The sequence below is a fragment of the Streptomyces sp. BBFR51 genome, from assembly GCF_044591655.1.
Lineage (GTDB): Bacteria > Actinomycetota > Actinomycetes > Streptomycetales > Streptomycetaceae > Streptomyces.
Window position 1 is genome coordinate 2,396,392 of record NZ_CP172448.1, and the last position, 18,304, is coordinate 2,414,695.

Sequence of the window (18,304 nt, forward strand, 5' to 3'; positions counted from 1 at the left end):
AACCATCGACGACGTGACGTTGAACCTCCGCCTCGCGGCGGCCCTGTGCGTGGCGCTGTCCCTGTGCGCGCTGTTGGCGGTCCCCGCCAACTTCCCCGCCCTGGGCGGCGACGCACGCCTCACCCTCGCCGTGTTCGCGCTGGCCACCTGCGCCTGGATCGGTACGCCGATCGACGACACGTACATCGCGCTGGGTGCCGGGCTCGCGCTGACCGCGACCGGTGTGATCAGCAGCGACACGCTGTTCGGCACCCTCGGGGACGCCACCGTCTGGCTGCTGATCTGCGCTTTCGTGCTCGCGGCGGCGGTGGCGCGGACGGGGCTCGCGGGGCGGGCGGCGGCGTTCCTGGTGGGCGGGGCGCGCAGTGTCCGGCAGTTGGTGCACCTGACGACGGCGGCGCTGGTCGTGACCGCGTTCGCGGTGCCGGCGACTTCGGGCCGGGCGGCGCTCGCACTGCCCGTGTTCCTCGCCCTCGCCAAGGCCCTGGCCGACCGGAAGCGACTGGTCGTGATGCTGGCGCTGCTGTTCCCGACCGTGATCCTGCTGTCCGCGGTGGCGACCCTGATCGGCGCGGGCGCACATCTGATCACGGTGTCGGTGCTGTGGGAGGCGACCGGGGACCGGATCGGCTTCACCCAGTGGCTGCTGCTCGGGCTGCCGCTGGCGGTCGCCTCCTCCCATCTGGCCGCCGAGACGGTCCTGCTGACGACCACGCGGCGGGCGGACCGCGAGGGCCCGGTCCGCATCACCGCCGAGGAGATACAGCGGCACAGCGACAGCCCGGTCACCGGTCCCTGGACCCAGGCGGAGAAGCGCTGCGCCCTGCTGCTGGCCACGGTGGTGACCCTGTGGTGCAGCGAGCCCCTGCATCACGTCTCGCCCGCGGTGGTGGCGCTGATCGGCGCGGTCGTCGCCTCGTCCCCCGCGCTGGGCACCGTACGGCTCAAGGACGCGCTGAAGACCGTGCCCTGGTCGCTGCTGCTGTTCATGGCGGCGACCATGGCGATGGGCGTGGCGCTCGCCGACTCCGGTGCGGCGAAGTGGCTGGTGTCGGGGCTGCCCGCGCACGTCGCGCCGGCCGTCTTCCTCGGGGTCGTGGTCGCCGTGAGCACGGCGGCCCACCTGCTGCTGCAGTCCCGCTCTGCCCGCTCCTCGGTCCTGGTCCCCCTGGTCGTCGCCGCGGCCGTGGGCGCCGGGGTCAACCCGGTCGCCGCCGCGCTCGCGTCCACGGCGGCCGCCGGCTTCTGCCACACGCTCCCGGCCTCCGCCAAGCCGGTCACGCTTTTCTCCGACATCCCCGGCACCCCCACCTACACCCCGCGCGACCTGCTGCGGCTGTCCGCCGTCCTGGCGCCGCTGACCGCCGTACTCGTGCTGTTCTTCGCCGCCGCCGTCTGGCCGCTGCTCGGCGTACCCGTGACCCGCTGAAGGAGCCCCCATGTCCGCCACGCCCCCCATCCCTTCCCTGCCCGCCACGCCGTCCCTGCTGAACCGTGTCGTCGTGGCCCCCAGCGGCTTCAAGGAGTCCCTGTCCGCCCAGGCCGCCGCCGACGCCATCGCGGCGGGCGTCCGCCGGGTGCTGCCGAGCGCCGAGATCGACCGGATCCCGCTGGTGGACGGCGGCGAGGGCACGGCCGTGGCGCTGGCCTCCGCGACCGGCGGGCGGCTGGTCGCGCTGGCCGCCACCGGCCCGGTCGGCGAACCCGTCGGCACCCACTTCGCGCTGCTCGGCGCCCGGGACACGGCGGTGGTGGAGATGGCGGCCGTCGCGGGCCTCTCCCTGGTCCCCCGCGCGCTGCGCGATCCGGGCGCCACGACGACGTACGGCGTCGGCGAGCTGATCCGTGCCGCGCTCGACACCGGGGTGCGGCGCGTCCTGGTCGGCTGCGGCGACTCGGGTACGTCCGACGGGGGCGCGGGCGCGCTCCAGGCACTGGGCGCCCGGCTGCTGGACGCGGACGGCTTCGAACTCCCGCCCGGCGGACGGGAGCTGAGCCGCCTCGCCCGCGTCGATCCGTCCGGTCTCGACGCCCGCCTGAAGGACACCGAGCTGCTCGTCGCCTGCAACCCGTTCAACGTGCTGTGCGGGGAGCGGGGCGTGGCCCGGGTGTTCGGCCCGCAGAAGGGGGCGACGCCCGCGCAGGTCGAGGAGTTGTCGGCCGGACTGGAGAACTGGGCGCGCGTCCTCACCCGCGACCTCGGTGCCGTCGGCACCGATCTGCGGGGCGGCCCCGGCACCGGCGCCTCCGGCGGTCTTGGCGCGGGCCTTGCCGCCGTCGGCGCCCGGCTGCTGCCCCGCTTCGACGTACTCCTCGACCACCTCGACCTGGACGCCCGCCTCGCCCGTGCCGACCTGGTGCTCACCGCGGAGGGCGCCCTGGACCACCAGACGCCGCGCGGCAAGGTCCCGGCCGAGGTGGCCCGCCGCGCCAAGCTCTACGGCCGTCCCGTCCTCGCCCTGGCCGGCACGCTCGGCGAGGGCGCGCACGAGGTGCCGGGGGTGGACGCCTGCCACGGGATCATGCCGGCGCCGATGACCCTGGCGGACGCGCTGCTGCGCGCCTGCGAACTCCTCACGGACGCCTCGGAACGGGCGCTGCGGATGGTCCTGCTGGGATCGCGGCTGCCGGGCCGGGCGGCTCAGGCGGCGGCGGAGGTCGTGTCGCCGGAGAGGGTGTCAGGGGAGGTGGTGTCACCGGAGGTGGTGTCGGGCACGCAACGCCCGTCCTCGGTGCGGTAGTTCCACCGGGCGCCGTCGCTCACCAGCTCCTTGACGGCGTTCACGAACCGCTCGACGTGCTCGTCCGGGGTGCCGGCGCCGAAGCTCACGCGGATGGCGTTGAGGGACTTCTCGCCGGGCGCCGCCTCGGGGGCACCGCACTCGCCCTGCGTCTGCGGGTCGCTGCCGAGCAGGGTGCGCACCAGCGGGTGGGCGCAGAACAGGCCGTCGCGCACGCCGATGCCGTACTCGGCGGAGAGCGCGGCGGCGAAGTGCGAGCTGTTCCAGCCCTCGACGACGAAGGAGAGCACGCCGACGCGGGGGGCGTCGTCGCCGAAGAGGGAGAGGATCCGCACCTCGGGCACCTCGGCGAGGCCCTCCCGCACCTTCCCGATCAGGTGCTCCTCGCGGGCGACCAGCGTGTCGAAACCGGCCTCGGTGAGCGCCTTGCAGGCGGAGGCGACGGCGTAGGCGCCGATGACGTTGGGCGACCCGGCCTCGTGCCGCGCGGCGCTGTCGTGCCAATGGACGTCCACACCGCCGTCGGCCCGCCGGGTGACGCTGCGGCTGGCGCCGCCGCCGGCGAGGTACGGCTCGGCCTCGCGCAGCCAGTCGGCACGGCCGGCCAGCACGCCGGCGCCGAAGGGGGCGTACAGCTTGTGCCCGGAGAAGGCGACCCAGTCCACGTCCAGGCCGGCGACCGAGACGGGGTGGTGCGGGGCGAGCTGGGCGGCGTCCAGGACGATCCGGGCACCGTGGGCGTGTGCGGCGGCGGCCAGTTCACGCACCGGCCACAGCTCGCCGGTGACGTTGGAGGCGCCGGTGACGCAGACCAGGGCGGGGCCGTACGGCTCCCGGGCCGCGAGGGCGCGCTCCAGGGTCTCGACGGCCTGCGCGGGGGTGCGCGGGGCGTCGAGGCAGGTCACGTCGGCGTCGCGCCAGGGCAGCAGCGAGGCGTGGTGCTCGGTCTCGAAGACGAAGACCTGGCAGCCGGCCGGCAGCGCGGCGGCGAGCAGGTTGAGGGAGTCGGTGGTGGACCGGGTGAAGACGACCTGGTCGTCGTCCCGGCAGCCGAGGAACTCGGCGACGGTCTTCCGGGCGCTCTCGAACAGGTCGGTCGACAGCTGCGAGAGGTACCCGGCGCCACGGTGGACGCTGCCGTAGTACGGGGCGTAGGCGGCCACGTCGTCCCAGACCCGCTGGAGCGCGGGCGCGCTGGCGGCGTAGTCGAGCGCGGCGTAGGTGACCTCCCCGCCGGTGACGAGCGGGACGGTGACGTCGCGGCCGAGAACGGGCAGCGGGGTGGCGACAGCGGTGGGTACGGACATGGCGGACTCCCGTGAGGACCAGCGCGAAGAAGGGCGCGGGGAAAGAAGAAGAGACGAAGGGTGCGTGCGGAGGCGGGGCTCTGCGGCCCTATCGCATTCGCTGGTTCACGGGAGACTCCCTCGGACGACCAGGACCCCTGGCCCCACACTTTTCAAAAGCGTGCGAGGGGTCCGCGCTTGCCGTGGACCCTGCTGTCCACGACCTGGTCTTCACCCGGGGCACCCCGCCACGGACGGAGGGTTGCCGGACAGTCGGCCGGGGCCTCATGACTGTCACTCATGACCTGTCGAAAAACCTATGGGAAAGGAACTGCGTCCCGCAACCCGGGTCCGGATCGCGGGACGCACGTCACACGCGGGGGCCGCTACGCGTGGCTCGCGGCCACCCAGCGGTCCAGGGCGCGCTTGGCGGCGCCCGAGTCGATCGCCTCGGCGGCCCGGTCCATACCGGCCCGGATCCGCTCGGCCAGGGGCCCCTCGCCGGGCTCGAGGGCCACCAGCGCCGCCGCCGAGTTCAGCAGCACCGCGTCCCGTACGGGGCCCGTCTCGCCGGCCAGCAGGCGGCGGGCGACGTCGGCGTTGTAGGAGGCGTCGGCGCCGCGCAGCGCCTCGACCGGCACCAGTTCGATGCCCACGTCCCGCGGGTCGAAGGTCTGCTCGCTCACCCGGCCGTCCCGCACGGCCCAGACCCGGGACGTGGACGTCGTGGTCAGCTCGTCGAGACCGTCGTCGCCGCGGAAGACCAGCGACGAGTGACCGCGCTCGGCGAAGACACCGGCGATGATCGGCGCCATCCGGGCGTGCGCGACCCCGATCGCCTGGGCCTTCACCCGGGCGGGGTTGGTCAGCGGGCCCAGGAAGTTGAACACCGTGCGGATGCCGAGCTGGCCGCGCGCCGCCGCCACGTGGCGCAGCGCCGGGTGGAACTTCACGGCGAAGCAGAAGGTGATGCCGGCTTCCTCGGCGACCTCCGCGACCCGCTTCGGCGTCAGCTCCAGATTGACCCCGAGCTTCTCCAGGACGTCGGAGGCGCCGGACGCCGAGGAGGCGGCCCGGTTGCCGTGCTTGACGACCTTCGCTCCCGTGCCGGCCACGACGATCGCCGACATGGTGGAGATGTTGACCGTCTTGGCGCCGTCGCCGCCGGTGCCGACGATGTCGACGGTCTCCCCCGGCACCTCGATCACGTTGGCGTGGGCGTACATGGTGCGGACGAGACCGGAGAGTTCCTCGACGGTCTCCCCCTTGGATCTCAGGGCCACCGCGAAGCCGGCGATCTGCGCGTCGGTCGCCTCGCCGCGCATGATCACGTCCAGCGCCCAGGCGGTGTCGTCCGCGGACAGGTCGCGGCCGTCCAGCAGTCCGTTCAGCAGGGCGGGCCAGGAGCGGTCCGCCGCGGTGTCGCCTCCAGCGGGGGTCACAGCGCTCATCAGCCGCTCCTGAATCGTGTGAGTCGTGGCAGGGGGGTACGGGTGCCACCCTATCCAGCTCCGGGCACGGCGAAGGGCCCCGTCCGCAGACCGGAACGGGGCCCTTCGACCGTGGTGTGGCGACGCTGGAGGGTCAGTGGTGGCCGTGGCCGCTCGTGATCTCCTTGTACTCCTCGACGGTCGGCTTCGGAATCTGCGACTCCTCGCCGTAGTACGCCTCGCTGAGCTTGGCGCGGAGCTTCTGCGGGCCCGTCGCCTTGCGCTCGACGCCGTTCTCGTCGACCGTCGGGCCGATCTCGGCCGGCGCGTACTGCTCGTGCGCCGTGAGCGTGTGCAGCTGCTCCTGGCTGAGCGGCTCGTGCACCTCGATGAACTCACCGTGCGGCAGGCGCTTGATGATGCCCGACTCGCGGCCGTGCAGCACCTTCTCCTTGTCCCGGCGCTGGAGGCCGAGGCAGATCCGCTTGGTGGCGATGAAGGCGACGACCGGGCCCACGAAGAACGCGATGCGCACGAACCAGGTGATCGCGTTGATCGACAGGTGGAAGTGCGTGGCCCACAGGTCGTTGCCGCCACCGATCAGCAGCACCATGTACCAGGTGATCCAGGCGACACCGAACGCCGTACGGGTCGGGGCGTTGCGCGGGCGGTCCAGGATGTGGTGCTCGCGCTTGTCGCCGGTGACCCAGGACTCGATGAACGGATAGACCGCGATCGCCACCAGGACCAACGGGAAGATGACCAAGGGGATGAACACGCCCAGGACGAGGGTGTGGCCCCAGAGGTTGATCTCCCAGCCCGGCATCACGCGGATCAGGCCCTCGGAGAAGCCCATGTACCAGTCGGGCTGTGCTCCGGTGGAGACCATGTCCGGCCGGTACGGGCCGATGGCCCAGATCGGGTTGATCGTGGCGATGGCCGAGACCGCGGCGATGACACCGAAGACCAGGAAGAAGAAGCCTCCGGCCTTCGCCATGTACACCGGCAGCAGCGGCATGCCGACGACGTTCTTGTTGGTCTTGCCCGGACCCGCGAACTGCGTGTGCTTGTGGTAGAAGACCAGGATCAGGTGGCCCACGATCAGGCCGAGCATGATGCCGGGCAACAGCAGGATGTGGACCGAGTAGAAGCGGGCCACGAAGTCCCCGCCCGGGAACTCGCCGCCGAAGAGGAAGAACGACAGGTACGTGCCGACGATCGGCACGGACAGGATCGCGCCCTCCATGAAGCGGACACCGGTGCCGGAGAGCAGGTCGTCCGGGAGCGAGTAACCGGTGAAGCCGGTGAACATGCCCAGGACGAACAGCAGGAAGCCGAACAGCCAGTTGATCTCACGCGGCTTGCGGAACGCGCCGGTGAAGAAGACGCGCATCATGTGCACGAACATGCCGGCCAGGAAGATCAGCGCTGCCCAGTGGTGGATCTGCCGGATGAGCAGACCGCCGCGCACCTCGAACGAGATGTCCACGGTGGACTTGAACGCCTCGCTCATCATCTGTCCCTGCAGCGGGACGTACGCGCCGTGGTACTCCACCTCGTTCATCGAGGGGTGGAAGAACAGCGTCAGGTACACACCCGTGAGGATGATGACGATGAAGCTGTAGAGGCAGACCTCACCCAGCATGAACGACCAGTGGTCGGGGAAGATCTTGCGCATGTTGGACTTGGCCAGGGAGTAGATCCCCAGCCGTCCGTCGGCCCAGTCGGCGACGCGCTCGCCGGCCGGTGCCTTTCCGCGTGAGCGGGACGGTTCGTTGGCTGCAGTACTCATCCGCGCTCCCAGAAGGCAGGACCGACGGGCTCTTCGAAGTCGCTGAGCGCTTCGAGGTAACCCTCGTCGTTCACGCCGATGCGCAGCTGCGGCAGGGCGTGACCGGCGGGACCGAAGATGACCCGGGCACCGTCGGCAAGGTCGAAGGTGGACTGGTGGCAGGGGCAGAGCGCGTGGTGCGTCTGCTGCTCGTACAGGGAGATCGGGCAACCGACGTGGGTGCAGATCTTCGAGTACGCGACGATGCCCTCGTGCGACCACTCGAGCTCGCGCTTGTCCTTGATGGACTCCGGCTCCAGCCGGATGATCATCAGGGCCGCCTTGGCGATCTCGACCTGGAAGTCCTCGTCGTGCTCCTCCAGGCCCTCGGGCATGGCGAAGGTGAGCGAGCCCACCGCGACGTCGGACGGACGCAGCGGCTCATTGGTGTTCATGTTGACGAGGAGCTTGCCCTTGGACCACAGGGTGTGGCGGAGCTTGGTCCCGGGCAGCGGGCCGAGGTCGCGCAGCAGGACGACACCCGAGAGCGGCACCAGGGTGAGCGCGCCCAGCATCGTGTTGCGGATCAGCTTGCGGCGCCCGATCACGGACTCCTTGGCACCCTGCTTGAAGTCCGCGTGGACCTTGGCACGGGTCTCGGGGGACGCCTCGATCGGGTGACGCTCGTCGGCGACCTCCTCGTCGGACATCAGGGTGCGGGCCCAGTGGACCGCGCCGGCGCCGATGGCGAACAGCGCGACGCCGAGCGTCATGCCGAGCGCGAAGTTCAGCGCACTGATGTGGCCGAGCGGGAAGATGTAGACCGACTTGTCGACGTCGATCGCCACGAACGAGGCGATGAAGCCGATGGTGGCCAGCATCGACAGCGTGAACAGCAGGGCGACCGTGCGCTCGGAGCGCTTGGCGGCCCGCTCGTCGGTGTCCTGGATCCGGTGCTCGTGGGGCGGCAGCCCGGGGTCGGCGAACGGGTGCTGCTCGTCCGCGACCTTCACCGCACTGTGCGGGGTGTCCTGCTCAGCGGGCAGGTTCTCTTCTGGAATGTCTTGGCTACTCATGACTTCTTGGCCTTTGCGGTCCGAGCGGCGACCCAGACGGCGACGGCGATCAGCGCGCCCAGTCCGAACACCCAGGCGAACAGACCCTCACTGACCGGGCCCAGTCCGCCGAGGCTGAGACCGCCGGGGCTCTCGGTGTCGTCGCCGTTGACCGCGTCCAGGTAGGCGATGATGTCCTTCTTGTTCTGCTCCGACAGCGTGGTGTCGGGGAAGGAGGGCATGTTCTGCGGGCCGGTCTGCATGGCCTCGTAGATGTGCTTCGGGTCCACACCCTCGAGGCTCGGCGCGTACTTGCCGTGCGTCAGGGCGCCACCCTTGCCGGTGAAGTTGTGGCACTGCGCGCAGTTGGTGCGGAACAGCTCACCGCCCTTGGCGATGTCCGCGCCCTCCGGGCCGTACTTCTCCTCCGAGGGGACGGCCGGACCGGCACCCAGCGAGGCGATGTACGCCGCGAGCTGGTCGATCTCCGCCTGGGAGTAGATGACCTTCTTCTTCGGGACCTGCGCGCCGGGCTGCTGGGCCGGCATACGGCCGGTACCCACCTGGAAGTCGACGGCCGCGGCGCCCACGCCGACCAGGCTCGGACCGTCACTGGTGCCCTGACCTCCGGTGCCGTGGCAACTGGCACAGCCGACGGCGTAGAGCTTCTTGCCCTCGTCGATGGCGAGGGACTGGGCGGTTTCATCGGCCTGCGCCTTGCTCGCGGGTGCGAACGCGGCGTACAGCCCCCCTGTGCATGCCAGCGCGAGGAGTAGGACGACGAGTGCCGCCAGCGGGTGGCGTCGTCGTGCGGAGAGCTTTTTCACGGATTACCCCGGTGTCAGGATCTTCTGCGTCGATGCTTCTGGTATTGCGCGGGTGCGTGCCGCGACTACTTGATCAGGTAGATCGTGGCGAACAGGCCGATCCAGACCACATCGACGAAGTGCCAGTAGTAGGACACGACGATGGCGGCGGTCGCCTGCTCGTGAGTGAACCTCCGGGCCGCGTAGGTGCGGCCGAGGACCAGCAGGAAGGCGATGAGTCCGCCCGTCACGTGCAGTCCGTGGAAGCCGGTGGTCAGGTAGAACGCCGAACCGTACGGGTCGGAGGACAGGGAGATCCCGTCCTTCTTGACCAGCTCGGTGTACTCGAACACCTGACCGCCGATGAAGATCGCACCCATCACGAACGTGACGATGAACCACATCCGGAGCTTCTTCACGTCACCGCGCTCGGCCGCGAACACGCCGAGCTGGCAGGTGAGGGAGGAGAGCACCAGGATCGTGGTGTTCGTCGCGGAGAACGGGACGTTCAGCGCGTGAGCCTTCTCGGACCAGAAGTCCGGGCCCGTCACCGATCGCAGGGTGAAGTACATCGCGAAGAGGGCCGCGAAGAACATCAGCTCGGAACTCAACCAGATGATGGTTCCGACGCTGGTGAGGTTCGGCCGGTTGACCGACGGGTGCGCGTGCCCGGTTTCTACTGTCGTTGCTGTCGCCACGACCGACATTATGTCGGTCGCTTATCCCGCCCTCACCCCGGGGGGTGCCGTTCGGAGTGTTCGCCCTGTCTGTACTGCCCGTATGGCCCATCGAACGGGCCGTCGAAGCCGCGTCCGAAGCAGTGCTGACGAGGCGTTCGAGGGAGTAGCATCCGGCCCAACGGGCTACGACAGCCTTCACCGGTCTTCACCGCGTATCGGAGGAAGCATGCAGGCGACCGCCACGGTGCTGGTCTACAGCGACGACTCCAACACCCGCGAACAAGTGCGGCTCGCGACCGGCCGCCGGCCGGCTCCGGACGTGCCCGTGGTCGAGTTCCTGGAGTGCGCCACTCCGGCGGCCGTGCTCAAGGAGCTGGACAAGGGCGGGATCGACGTCTGCGTGTTCGACGGCGAGGCCGTGCCCATGGGCGGCATGGGCATGTGCCGCCAGATCAAGGACGAGGTCTTCCAGTGCCCGCCGGTGCTGCTGCTCATCGCACGGCCGCAGGACGCGTGGCTGGCCACGTGGAGCCGGGCGGAGGCGGCTGTGACGCTGCCGGTGGAGCCGGTGGAGTTCGCGTCCGCGCTGGCCGCGCTGTTGCGGGAGAAGAGGCTGCAGGGCGTTTAGGACGCCTACTGGGCAAAGGCTGCGCGTCGTGTGGCAAGGGCTGCGCGTCGTGTGGCGAGTGCGGCTCGGTTGTGGCTGTGGCTGGTCGCGCCCACGCGGCGGAGCCGCAGACAGACACAGCCCCGCGCCCCTGGGAGCCTCACACAGCCGTCGGGCGCAGACGTGCCGTGTCCTGGTTGTTTGAGGCGTTGCCGGCGCCTGTCAGAGCGCTGCCGGTGCGCCACTTGGCCCAGTCCATGTTCCAGTCGCCGAAGCCGTTGCCGAAGGGTTCCATCGTCTCGCCGCCGGAGTTGACGACCTCGACGAGGTCGCCCTCCTGGACGGTGTCGAAGAACCACTCCGCGTTGTCGGTGCTCATGCCGACGCAGCCGTGGCTGACGTTGGCGATGCCCTGGGAGCCGACGGACCAGGGGGCGGCGTGCACGTACTCGCCGCTCCAGGTCACGCGGGTGGCCCAGTAGACCGGCAGGTCGTAGGACTCCGAGGAGCCCTCGGCGATGCCGACGGTGCTGCTGCGCATGCGTACGAAGGGTTCCTTGCCGAGGACGACCTTGACGCCGTTGCGGGTCTCGAAGCCGGGCTTGCCGCTGGTGACCGGGAGCTGCCTGATCTCCTCGCCGTCCTGATAGACCGTGAGCGTGTGCGCGGCGGCGTCGGTGACGGCCACGACGCGGTCGTCCGTGGTGATCTTCAGGGGCTTGGCCTTGCCGCCCCACATCCGGTCGCCGATCTTGATGCCCTCGAGGGTGCTGCGGACCTGGACGGTGGCGTGGGCGGGCCAGTACTCCTTCGGCCGGTAGTGGAGCTTCTTGTCGTCCACCCAGTGCCAGGCGCCCTCCACGGCGGGCGTGGAGTCCACCTTCAGGGCGCGCTCCACTATGGCCCGCTGGGCCTTGTCCTGGACCGGCTGGCTCAGTTCCGCGGTGATGGGCTGCCCGACGCCGTACGCGCCCGCCTTGGGCCCGAAGGTGACGTCCAGGGCCTTCTTGGCGCCGGGCTTGCCCGTCTCGAAGGTGAGCACCTTGCGGCCGGGGGCGCCGTCGCCGTCCTCGGTGCTGACCCGCACCGTGTAGCTGGCGTTGGCCGCGAGCGGCGAGGTGCTGTGCCAGCGGGCGCCGTCGGCGGACAGTTCGCCCGCGACGTAGCGGCCGGACGCGTCCAGGGCCGTGACGTCCGTGATGCGCCCGTCGGCGCCCTCGGCAACCACCTCCAGGGGTTTGTCCGGGTCGGCCTTCTTCCCGGCGTCCGTGGGGCCGTTGAAGGAGATCTGGCCGGCCGCGTCGTAGGGCGTCGCGGAGAGCGGGTTGTCGTCGTCGCCGAGGCAGGCCGTGGCGCTCGCGCCGAGGGCGATCACCAGCAGGGTGCAGCCGACGACCGTACGCCCCCGCGCCTGGAAGTGAACCGTGTTGCTCATGACCTCACGCTAGGGAGAGACGTCAACGGCGGCACGGCGGGTAATCCGGAAGAGTGAGAGTCGGTACGGCAGACGAAGGGGCCCGGACGCTCCGTGCGGAGTGTCCGGGCCCCTTGGCGCTCGGCGCGTGCTACTGGGTGCGGTTCTCACCGCGGTAGTACTCGAAGACCCAGCCGAACAGGCCGACCAGGAGGATCGGTGCCGAGAAGTACATGATCCACCAGCCGACGGCCACGCCCAGGAAGGCGAGCGCGCCGCCGAAGCCGAGCGCCAGCGGCTGCCAGCTGTGCGGGCTGAAGAACCCGACCTCGCCGGCGTCGTCCGCGACGTCCGCCTCCATGTTGTCCTGCGCACCGACGTCGACCCGCCGCGCCGTGAAGGCGAGGTAGAAGCCGATCATGATGGACAGGCCGAAGGCCAGGAAGAGCGCCGTGGTACCGGCCGGCTCCTTGGACCAGTAGCCGTAGACGACCGCCACGGCGAGGATGAAGACGCTCAACCAGATGAACATCTTGCCCTGGATCTTCACTTCCCGGCCTCCTTGCCGCCGGCGAGGGCCTTCTCACCGTGGCCGACGTTCTCCAGCTGGTCGATCGCGGAGATCTCGGGGTGGTGCAGGTCGAAGGCCGGGGATTCACTGCGGATGCGCGGCAGCGTGAGGAAGTTGTGCCGCGGCGGCGGGCAGGAGGTCGCCCACTCCAGCGAACGGCCGTAGCCCCACGGGTCGTCCACCTCGACCTTCTTGCCGTACTTGGCCGTCTTCCAGACGTTGTAGAAGAACGGCAGTATCGACATGCCCAGCAGGAACGAGCTGATCGTCGAGATCGTGTTCAGGGCGGTGAAGCCGTCCGCCGCCAGGTAGTCGGCGTAGCGGCGCGGCATGCCCTCGGCGCCCAGCCAGTGCTGGACCAGGAACGTGCCGTGGAAGCCGACGAACAGCGTCCAGAAGGTGATCTTGCCCAGACGCTCGTCCAGCATCTTGCCGGTGAACTTCGGCCACCAGAAGTGGAAGCCCGCGAACATCGCGAACACCACGGTGCCGAACACCACGTAGTGGAAGTGCGCCACCACGAAGTACGAGTCCGAGACGTGGAAGTCCAGCGGCGGCGAGGCCAGGATGACACCGGTCAGACCACCGAAGAGGAAGGTGATCAGGAAGCCGGTGGACCACAGCATCGGTGTCTCGAAGGACAGCGATCCCTTCCACATGGTGCCGATCCAGTTGAAGAACTTCACACCGGTCGGGACCGCGATCAGGAAGGTCATGAAGGAGAAGAACGGCAGCAGCACGCCGCCAGTGACGTACATGTGGTGGGCCCACACCGTCACCGACAGGCCCGCGATCGCGATCGTCGCGCCGATCAGGCCCATGTAACCGAAGATCGGCTTGCGGGAGAAGACCGGGATGATCTCACTGACGATGCCGAAGAACGGCAAAGCGATGATGTACACCTCTGGATGCCCGAAGAACCAGAACAGGTGTTGCCACAGCAACGCGCCGCCGTTGGACGAGTCGAAGATGTGGGCACCGAACTTGCGGTCGGCCTCCAGCGCGAACAGGGCCGCGGCCAGCACCGGGAAGGCCAGCAGGACCAGCACACCGGTCAGCAGCACGTTCCAGGTGAAGATCGGCATGCGGAACATGGTCATGCCGGGCGCGCGCATGCAGATGATCGTGGTGATGAAGTTGACCGAGCCGAGGATGGTGCCGAAGCCGGAGAAGGCCAGACCCATGATCCACAGGTCGCCGCCGATACCGGGCGAGTGCACCGCGTCGGACAGCGGCGAGTAGGCGAACCAGCCGAAGTCGGCCGCGCCCTGCGGGGTCAGGAAGCCGCCCACCGCGATGGTCGAGCCGAACAGGTACAGCCAGTAGGCGAACATGTTCAGCCGGGGGAACGCGACGTCCGGCGCGCCGATCTGCAGCGGCATGATCCAGTTCGCGAAGCCCGCGAACAGCGGCGTCGCGAACATCAGCAGCATGATCGTGCCGTGCATCGTGAACGCCTGGTTGAACTGCTCGTTCGACACGATCTGCAGACCGGGCCGGGCCAGTTCGGCACGCATGACCAACGCCATCACGCCGCCGATCACGAAGAACGCGAACGACGTCACCAGGTACATCGTGCCGATCGTCTTGTGGTCCGTGGTCGTCAACCACGAGATCACGACGCTGCCGGGCTTCTTGCGCCGTACCGGCAGCTCGTTCTCGTACGAGTCCTCCGCTGCCGAGGCACCCTGGGGTTCGTTGAGGATGCTCACAGGTTGTTCGTCTCCCGGTTCTTCTCGTGGCTCGTCTGAGCGATGCCCGCGGGAACGTAACCGGTCTGCCCCTTCTTCGCGAGGTCCTGGAGGTGCTGCTCGTAGCGCTCCGGGGAGACGACCTTGACGTTGAACAGCATCCGGGAGTGGTCCACGCCGCACAGCTCGGCGCACTTGCCCATGAAGGTGCCCTCCTTGTTGGGGGTCACCTCGAAGGCGTTGGTGTGGCCCGGAATCACGTCCTGCTTCATGAGGAACGGCACCACCCAGAAGGAGTGGATGACGTCACGCGAGGTCAGGACGAAGCGGACCGTCTTGCCCTTGGGGAGCCAGAGGGTCGGGCCCGGGTTGTTGGTCTGCGGGTTCCGCGTGCTGGGGGTGCCGCAGTCGTAGACACCGCCGGCGTTCGCCGGGAAGTCCTCGATGAACCGGTCCGGGATGCCCGCCAGTTCCTTGGAGGTCTTGGCGTCGCCGGTGGAACCCGGGACGTCCTCGATGTGGTTGAAGCACCAGCTCCACTGGAAGCCGACCACGTTGACCGTGAGGTCGGGCTTCCCCTTGAGGCTCATGATGTCGGACTCGTCACGCGCGGTGAAGTAGAACAGCACCGAGACGATGACGAGCGGAACCATGGTGTACAGCGCCTCGATGGGCAGGTTGTACCTGGTCTGCGGAGGGACCTCGACCTTGGTGCGGCTGCGCCGGTGGAAGAACACACTCCAAAGGATCAGGCCCCACACCAGCACGCCGGTGGCCAGCGCGGCAGCCCAGGAGCCCTGCCACAGGGAGAGGATCCGCGGAGCCTCTTCCGTGGTTGGGGTGGGCATGCCGAGGCGGGGGAAGTCCTCGTATGTGCAACCGGTGGCGGTCGCCAGGACCAGGCCCGCGGTCAGCGCCTGCAGCAGCTTCCGCCGCATCGGGCGCCGAGGCGTGGGGGTACCGCCCGCGCCGCCCGCGGCGTGGGGGAGGTCGGAGCCGTTGGGACTCACGTAGCGCCTTCCCGAGAGTCTCGCCCGCGCTGTTCGGCTGCGGCCTTCTCGCTGGTCGGTCGCCGCCCTGCGTCGGGCAGGGGTTTGATGTTTATGCGGACCAAACCCTAGCCGACGCCCTCCGGGGGGTCGCGGGGAGGGTGGCATACGCGCCGGGGGTCACCCTGAAAGGGTGGGAGCGAGGGCGCCTACGGGGCGGGAGGGTTCGGTTTCGTTGGCGCCTGACGGTTCGTTGTGGTTGTTGGCGCCCACGCGGCGGAGCCGCATGTCGAGCACAGCCCGCGCCCCTTTGGGGCGCTTCCTCACCGGACGTCATAGCGTTGCTGTGTGGCCTACTTCGACGCTGCTTCCGCTGCTCCCCTTCATCCCGTTGCCCGGCAGGCGCTGTTGGCCTCGCTCGATGAGGGGTGGGCCGATCCTGCTCGGCTCTATCGGGAGGGGCGGCGGGCGCGGTTGCTGCTCGATGCCGCTCGGGAGGCGGCGGCCGAGGCGGTGGGGTGCCGGGCGGACGAGTTGGTGTTCACCTCTTCGGGAACGCGGGCGGTGCATTCAGGGATGGCGGGGGCGCTGGCCGGGCGACGGCGCGTCGGACGCCACCTGATCGTGTCAGCGGTCGAACACTCCTCCGTGCTTCATGCGGCCGAGGCACACGAGGCCGACGGCGGGGCGGTCACCCAGGTCCCCGTGGACCGGACGGGCGCGGTGGAGGCGGCGGCTTACGCGGCGGCCCTGCGCGAGGACACGGCGCTGGCCTGTCTCCAGTCGGCCAACCACGAGGTGGGCACCGAGCAGCCGGTGGCCCAGGTGGCCGAGGTCTGCCGGGCGGCCGGGGTGCCGCTGCTGGTGGACGCGGCCCAGTCACTGGGCTGGGCGCGGGTCGAGGGCGACTGGTCGCTGCTCGCGGGCAGCGCCCACAAGTGGGGCGGGCCCTCGGGGGTGGGGCTGCTCGTCGTGCGCAAGGGTGTCCGGTTCGCGCCGCAAGGACCCGGGGACGAACGGGAGTCGGGCCGGGCGCCGGGGTTCGAGAACCTCCCGGCGATCGTGGCCGCGGCGGCGTCCCTGCGGGCGGTGCGGGCCGAGGCGGCCCAGGAGGCGGCCCGGCTGCGGGAGCTGACGGAGCGGATCCGGGCGCGGGTGCCGGCCCTGGTGCCGGACGTCGAGGTGGTCGGCGATCCGGCCCGCCGGCTGCCCGGGGTCGTCACCTTCTCGTGTCTCTATGTCGACGGGGAGACTCTGCTGCACGAGCTGGACCGTGCCGGTTTCTCCGTCTCGTCCGGATCGTCCTGCACGAGCAGCACGCTGACGCCGAGCCATGTGCTGAGGGCGATGGGGGTGCTCAGTGAGGGCAACGTCCGGGTGTCCCTGCCGCCGGGGACCCCGGCCGAGGACGTCGAGCGGTTCCTGGAGGTGCTGCCGGGGACGGTGGCCGCGGTGCGCGAGAAGCTGGGGGCGCCGACGGAGGCCAAGGCCGTCCGGGCGGACGGGGCCGTTCTCGTCGTGGACGCGATCGGCCGCCGCTGCCCCGTTCCGGTGATCGAACTGGCCAAGGTCATCGGCGACGTCCCCGTCGGCGGCACCGTCCGCGTCCTCTCCGACGACGAGGCGGCCCGCCTGGACATCCCGGCGTGGTGCGAGATGCGGGGGCAGGAGTACGTGGGCGAGGAACCGGCGGACCAAGGTACGGCCTACGTGGTCCGCCGGATCACCTGACGCCGGCAAGGGGCGCGGGGCTGTGTCGCTGTGCGGCTCCGCCGCGTGGGCGCGACCAGCCCACCACGCAGCGGCACGCGACAACGCACCCGCCGCAAGGCGGTCGAGCAGTCGCAACCCCGGTTTCAGCCCAGGTGCGCCTGAACCTCCCCCGCCGCCTCGTCCCCGTACGCCTTCGTGAACCGCTCCATGAAGTGCCCGCGCCGCAGCTGGTACTCCTGCGTCCCCACCGTCTCGATGACGAGCGTCGCCAGCATGCACCCGACCTGCGCCGCTCGCTCGAGCGAGACCCCCCACGCCAGTCCCGACAGGAACCCCGCCCGGAAGGCGTCGCCGACGCCCGTGGGGTCGGCCTTGCGCTCCTCGTCGGGGACGCCGACCTCGAGGGACTCCTCGCCGGCCCGCTCGATGCGGACGCCCCGCGCGCCGAGGGTGGTGACGCGGTGGCCGACGCGGTCGAGGATCTCCTCGTCCGTCCAGCCGGTCTTGGTCTCGATGAGCCCCTTCTCGTACTCGTTGGAGAAGAGGTAGGTCGCCCCGTCCAGCAGTATCCGGATCTCGTCGCCGTTCATCCGGGCGATCTGCTGGGAGAAGTCGGCGGCGAAGGGGATGGACCGCGTACGGCACTCCTCGGTGTGCCGGAGCATCGCCTCCGGGTCGTCGGCGCCGATGGAGACCAGGTCGAGGCCGCCCACGCGGTCGGCGACGGTCTTCAGCTCGATGAGGCGGGCCTCGCTCATCGCGCCCGTGTAGAAGGAGCCGATCTGGTTGTGGTCGGCGTCGGTGGTGCAGACGAAGCGGGCGGTGTGCAGGGTCTCGGAGATGCGGACCGAGCCGGCGTCGACGCCGTGCCGGTCCAGCCAGGCCCGGTACTCGTCGAAGTCCGAGCCGGCCGCGCCGACCAGGATCGGCCGGGTGCCGAGCTGTCCCATGCCGAAGGCGATGTTCGCGGCGACGCCGCCCCGTCGTACGTCCAGCTGGTCGACCAGGAAGGAGAGCGAGACCGTGTGCAGCTGGTCGGCGACGAGCTGGTCGGAGAAGCGGCCGGGGAAGGTCATGAGGTGGTCGGTGGCGATGGAGCCGGTGACTGCGATGCGCACGGCGTGGACTCTCTCCTGAGGGGAGGGCGGGTTGACAGTTCACGCTACCCGGCGACGCCGCCAGGCCGAAGGAGGCGAAACTACCCGGTAGTACAACTTTCTTCGCGGTCCGGGACGTGCCTACGGTTCTGTTATGACGAACCTGAGGACCGCCGACCCCGCCCCGGCCGACCTGGACGGCGACCTGGCGTCGCTGCGCGGCGACTGCGCCCGGATGACACCGCGCTGGTCGGCTCCGGCGCACGTCCTGGCCCACCCGGTGCCGGTCTCGCTCATCCACGGCGTACGGGTGCCCCAGACGTCGGCCCGGCTGCTGGAGGCCATGTCGGACTACGGCGACTGAGGCCGTCCGGGCGGCGCCCGCCGCCGCCCGGGAACCGGATCCCGCCCCACCGCGTCCCATCGCTGTCCCCAGTAACAGCCGAAGGAGCG

At 70.1% G+C, this 18,304-nt stretch carries 16 protein-coding genes and 1 riboswitch; of the genes, 5 read left to right on the top strand and 11 right to left on the bottom strand.

The features are described from left to right. Nucleotides 1-13 precede the first annotated feature (13 nt). Entirely contained in the window at nucleotides 14-1,429 is a 1,416-nt protein-coding gene (locus tag ACGH7X_RS10895) for an SLC13 family permease (RefSeq protein WP_399884112.1), read from the top strand. Nucleotides 1,430-1,484: 55 nt separating this feature from the next. After that, entirely contained in the window at nucleotides 1,485-2,741 is a 1,257-nt protein-coding gene (locus ACGH7X_RS10900; protein ID WP_399896928.1) for a glycerate kinase, read from the top strand. Here ACGH7X_RS10900 and ACGH7X_RS10905 read toward each other — a convergent pair. From ACGH7X_RS10905 to ACGH7X_RS10930, 6 genes are all read right to left on the bottom strand, one after another. Beyond that, nucleotides 2,642-4,048 (bottom strand): aminotransferase class V-fold PLP-dependent enzyme, encoded by a 1,407-nt coding sequence (locus ACGH7X_RS10905; protein WP_399884114.1) that lies wholly within the window; start codon nucleotides 4,046-4,048, stop codon nucleotides 2,642-2,644. The two genes, ACGH7X_RS10900 and ACGH7X_RS10905, sit on opposite strands and share 100 nt — an antisense overlap. Nucleotides 4,049-4,216: 168 nt before the next feature. After that, nucleotides 4,217-4,333, bottom strand: a riboswitch (SAM riboswitch). 80 nt (nucleotides 4,334-4,413) lie between these two features. After that, entirely contained in the window at nucleotides 4,414-5,478 is a 1,065-nt protein-coding gene (gene trpD, locus ACGH7X_RS10910) for an anthranilate phosphoribosyltransferase (protein ID WP_399884116.1), read from the bottom strand. 133 nt (nucleotides 5,479-5,611) lie between these two features. After that, on the bottom strand, nucleotides 5,612-7,249 hold the full coding sequence (locus tag ACGH7X_RS10915; protein ID WP_399884118.1) for a cytochrome bc complex cytochrome b subunit: 1,638 nt from the start codon (nucleotides 7,247-7,249) through the stop codon (nucleotides 5,612-5,614). Continuing rightward, nucleotides 7,246-8,304, bottom strand: a complete 1,059-nt coding sequence (locus ACGH7X_RS10920) for a Rieske 2Fe-2S domain-containing protein (RefSeq protein WP_399884120.1) — start codon at nucleotides 8,302-8,304, stop codon at nucleotides 7,246-7,248. Before ACGH7X_RS10920 ends, ACGH7X_RS10915 begins: the two co-directional genes overlap by 4 nt. Then, nucleotides 8,301-9,110, bottom strand: coding sequence for a c-type cytochrome (locus ACGH7X_RS10925; RefSeq protein WP_399884122.1), 810 nt, complete (start codon nucleotides 9,108-9,110; stop codon nucleotides 8,301-8,303). The genes ACGH7X_RS10920 and ACGH7X_RS10925 overlap by 4 nt, the downstream gene beginning before the upstream one ends. A gap of 65 nt (nucleotides 9,111-9,175) precedes the next feature. Then, complete coding sequence (locus tag ACGH7X_RS10930) at nucleotides 9,176-9,796, bottom strand: heme-copper oxidase subunit III (RefSeq protein WP_030186375.1); 621 nt, start codon at nucleotides 9,794-9,796, stop codon at nucleotides 9,176-9,178. Between the two features lie 199 nt (nucleotides 9,797-9,995). On the opposite strand from ACGH7X_RS10930, the gene ACGH7X_RS10935 reads away from it, so the two are divergent. Next, the gene (locus tag ACGH7X_RS10935) at nucleotides 9,996-10,397 is read left to right on the top strand and encodes a hypothetical protein (RefSeq protein ID WP_399884123.1); all 402 of its coding nucleotides are present in this window, start codon (nucleotides 9,996-9,998) and stop codon (nucleotides 10,395-10,397) included. Nucleotides 10,398-10,536: 139 nt separating this feature from the next. Here ACGH7X_RS10935 and ACGH7X_RS10940 read toward each other — a convergent pair whose 3' ends face one another. The 4 genes from ACGH7X_RS10940 to coxB all read right to left on the bottom strand — a co-directional run bounded on the left by ACGH7X_RS10940 (nucleotide 10,537) and on the right by coxB (nucleotide 15,062). Beyond that, nucleotides 10,537-11,811: an Ig-like domain-containing protein gene (locus tag ACGH7X_RS10940; protein WP_399884125.1), complete on the bottom strand. Its 1,275-nt coding sequence runs from the start codon at nucleotides 11,809-11,811 to the stop codon at nucleotides 10,537-10,539. Between the two features lie 130 nt (nucleotides 11,812-11,941). Next, nucleotides 11,942-12,340 (bottom strand): cytochrome c oxidase subunit 4, encoded by a 399-nt coding sequence (locus tag ACGH7X_RS10945; protein WP_399884127.1) that lies wholly within the window; start codon nucleotides 12,338-12,340, stop codon nucleotides 11,942-11,944. Next, on the bottom strand, nucleotides 12,337-14,073 hold the full coding sequence (ctaD, locus tag ACGH7X_RS10950; protein ID WP_399884129.1) for a cytochrome c oxidase subunit I: 1,737 nt from the start codon (nucleotides 14,071-14,073) through the stop codon (nucleotides 12,337-12,339). The genes ACGH7X_RS10945 and ctaD overlap by 4 nt, the downstream gene beginning before the upstream one ends. Next, nucleotides 14,070-15,062 (bottom strand): cytochrome c oxidase subunit II, encoded by a 993-nt coding sequence (gene coxB, locus ACGH7X_RS10955; RefSeq protein WP_399884131.1) that lies wholly within the window; start codon nucleotides 15,060-15,062, stop codon nucleotides 14,070-14,072. Before coxB ends, ctaD begins: the two co-directional genes overlap by 4 nt. A gap of 327 nt (nucleotides 15,063-15,389) precedes the next feature. Here coxB and ACGH7X_RS10960 point away from each other — a divergent pair, with 327 nt between their 5' ends. Next, the gene (locus ACGH7X_RS10960; protein WP_399884133.1) at nucleotides 15,390-16,772 is read left to right on the top strand and encodes a cysteine desulfurase/sulfurtransferase TusA family protein; all 1,383 of its coding nucleotides are present in this window, start codon (nucleotides 15,390-15,392) and stop codon (nucleotides 16,770-16,772) included. 125 nt (nucleotides 16,773-16,897) lie between these two features. Here the strand turns inward: ACGH7X_RS10960 and ACGH7X_RS10965 are convergent, their stop codons facing one another. Continuing rightward, on the bottom strand, nucleotides 16,898-17,872 hold the full coding sequence (locus ACGH7X_RS10965) for a carbohydrate kinase family protein (RefSeq protein ID WP_399884135.1): 975 nt from the start codon (nucleotides 17,870-17,872) through the stop codon (nucleotides 16,898-16,900). Between the two features lie 133 nt (nucleotides 17,873-18,005). On the opposite strand from ACGH7X_RS10965, the gene ACGH7X_RS10970 reads away from it, so the two are divergent. After that, entirely contained in the window at nucleotides 18,006-18,215 is a 210-nt protein-coding gene (locus tag ACGH7X_RS10970; protein WP_399884137.1) for a hypothetical protein, read from the top strand. Nucleotides 18,216-18,304 lie beyond the last annotated feature (89 nt).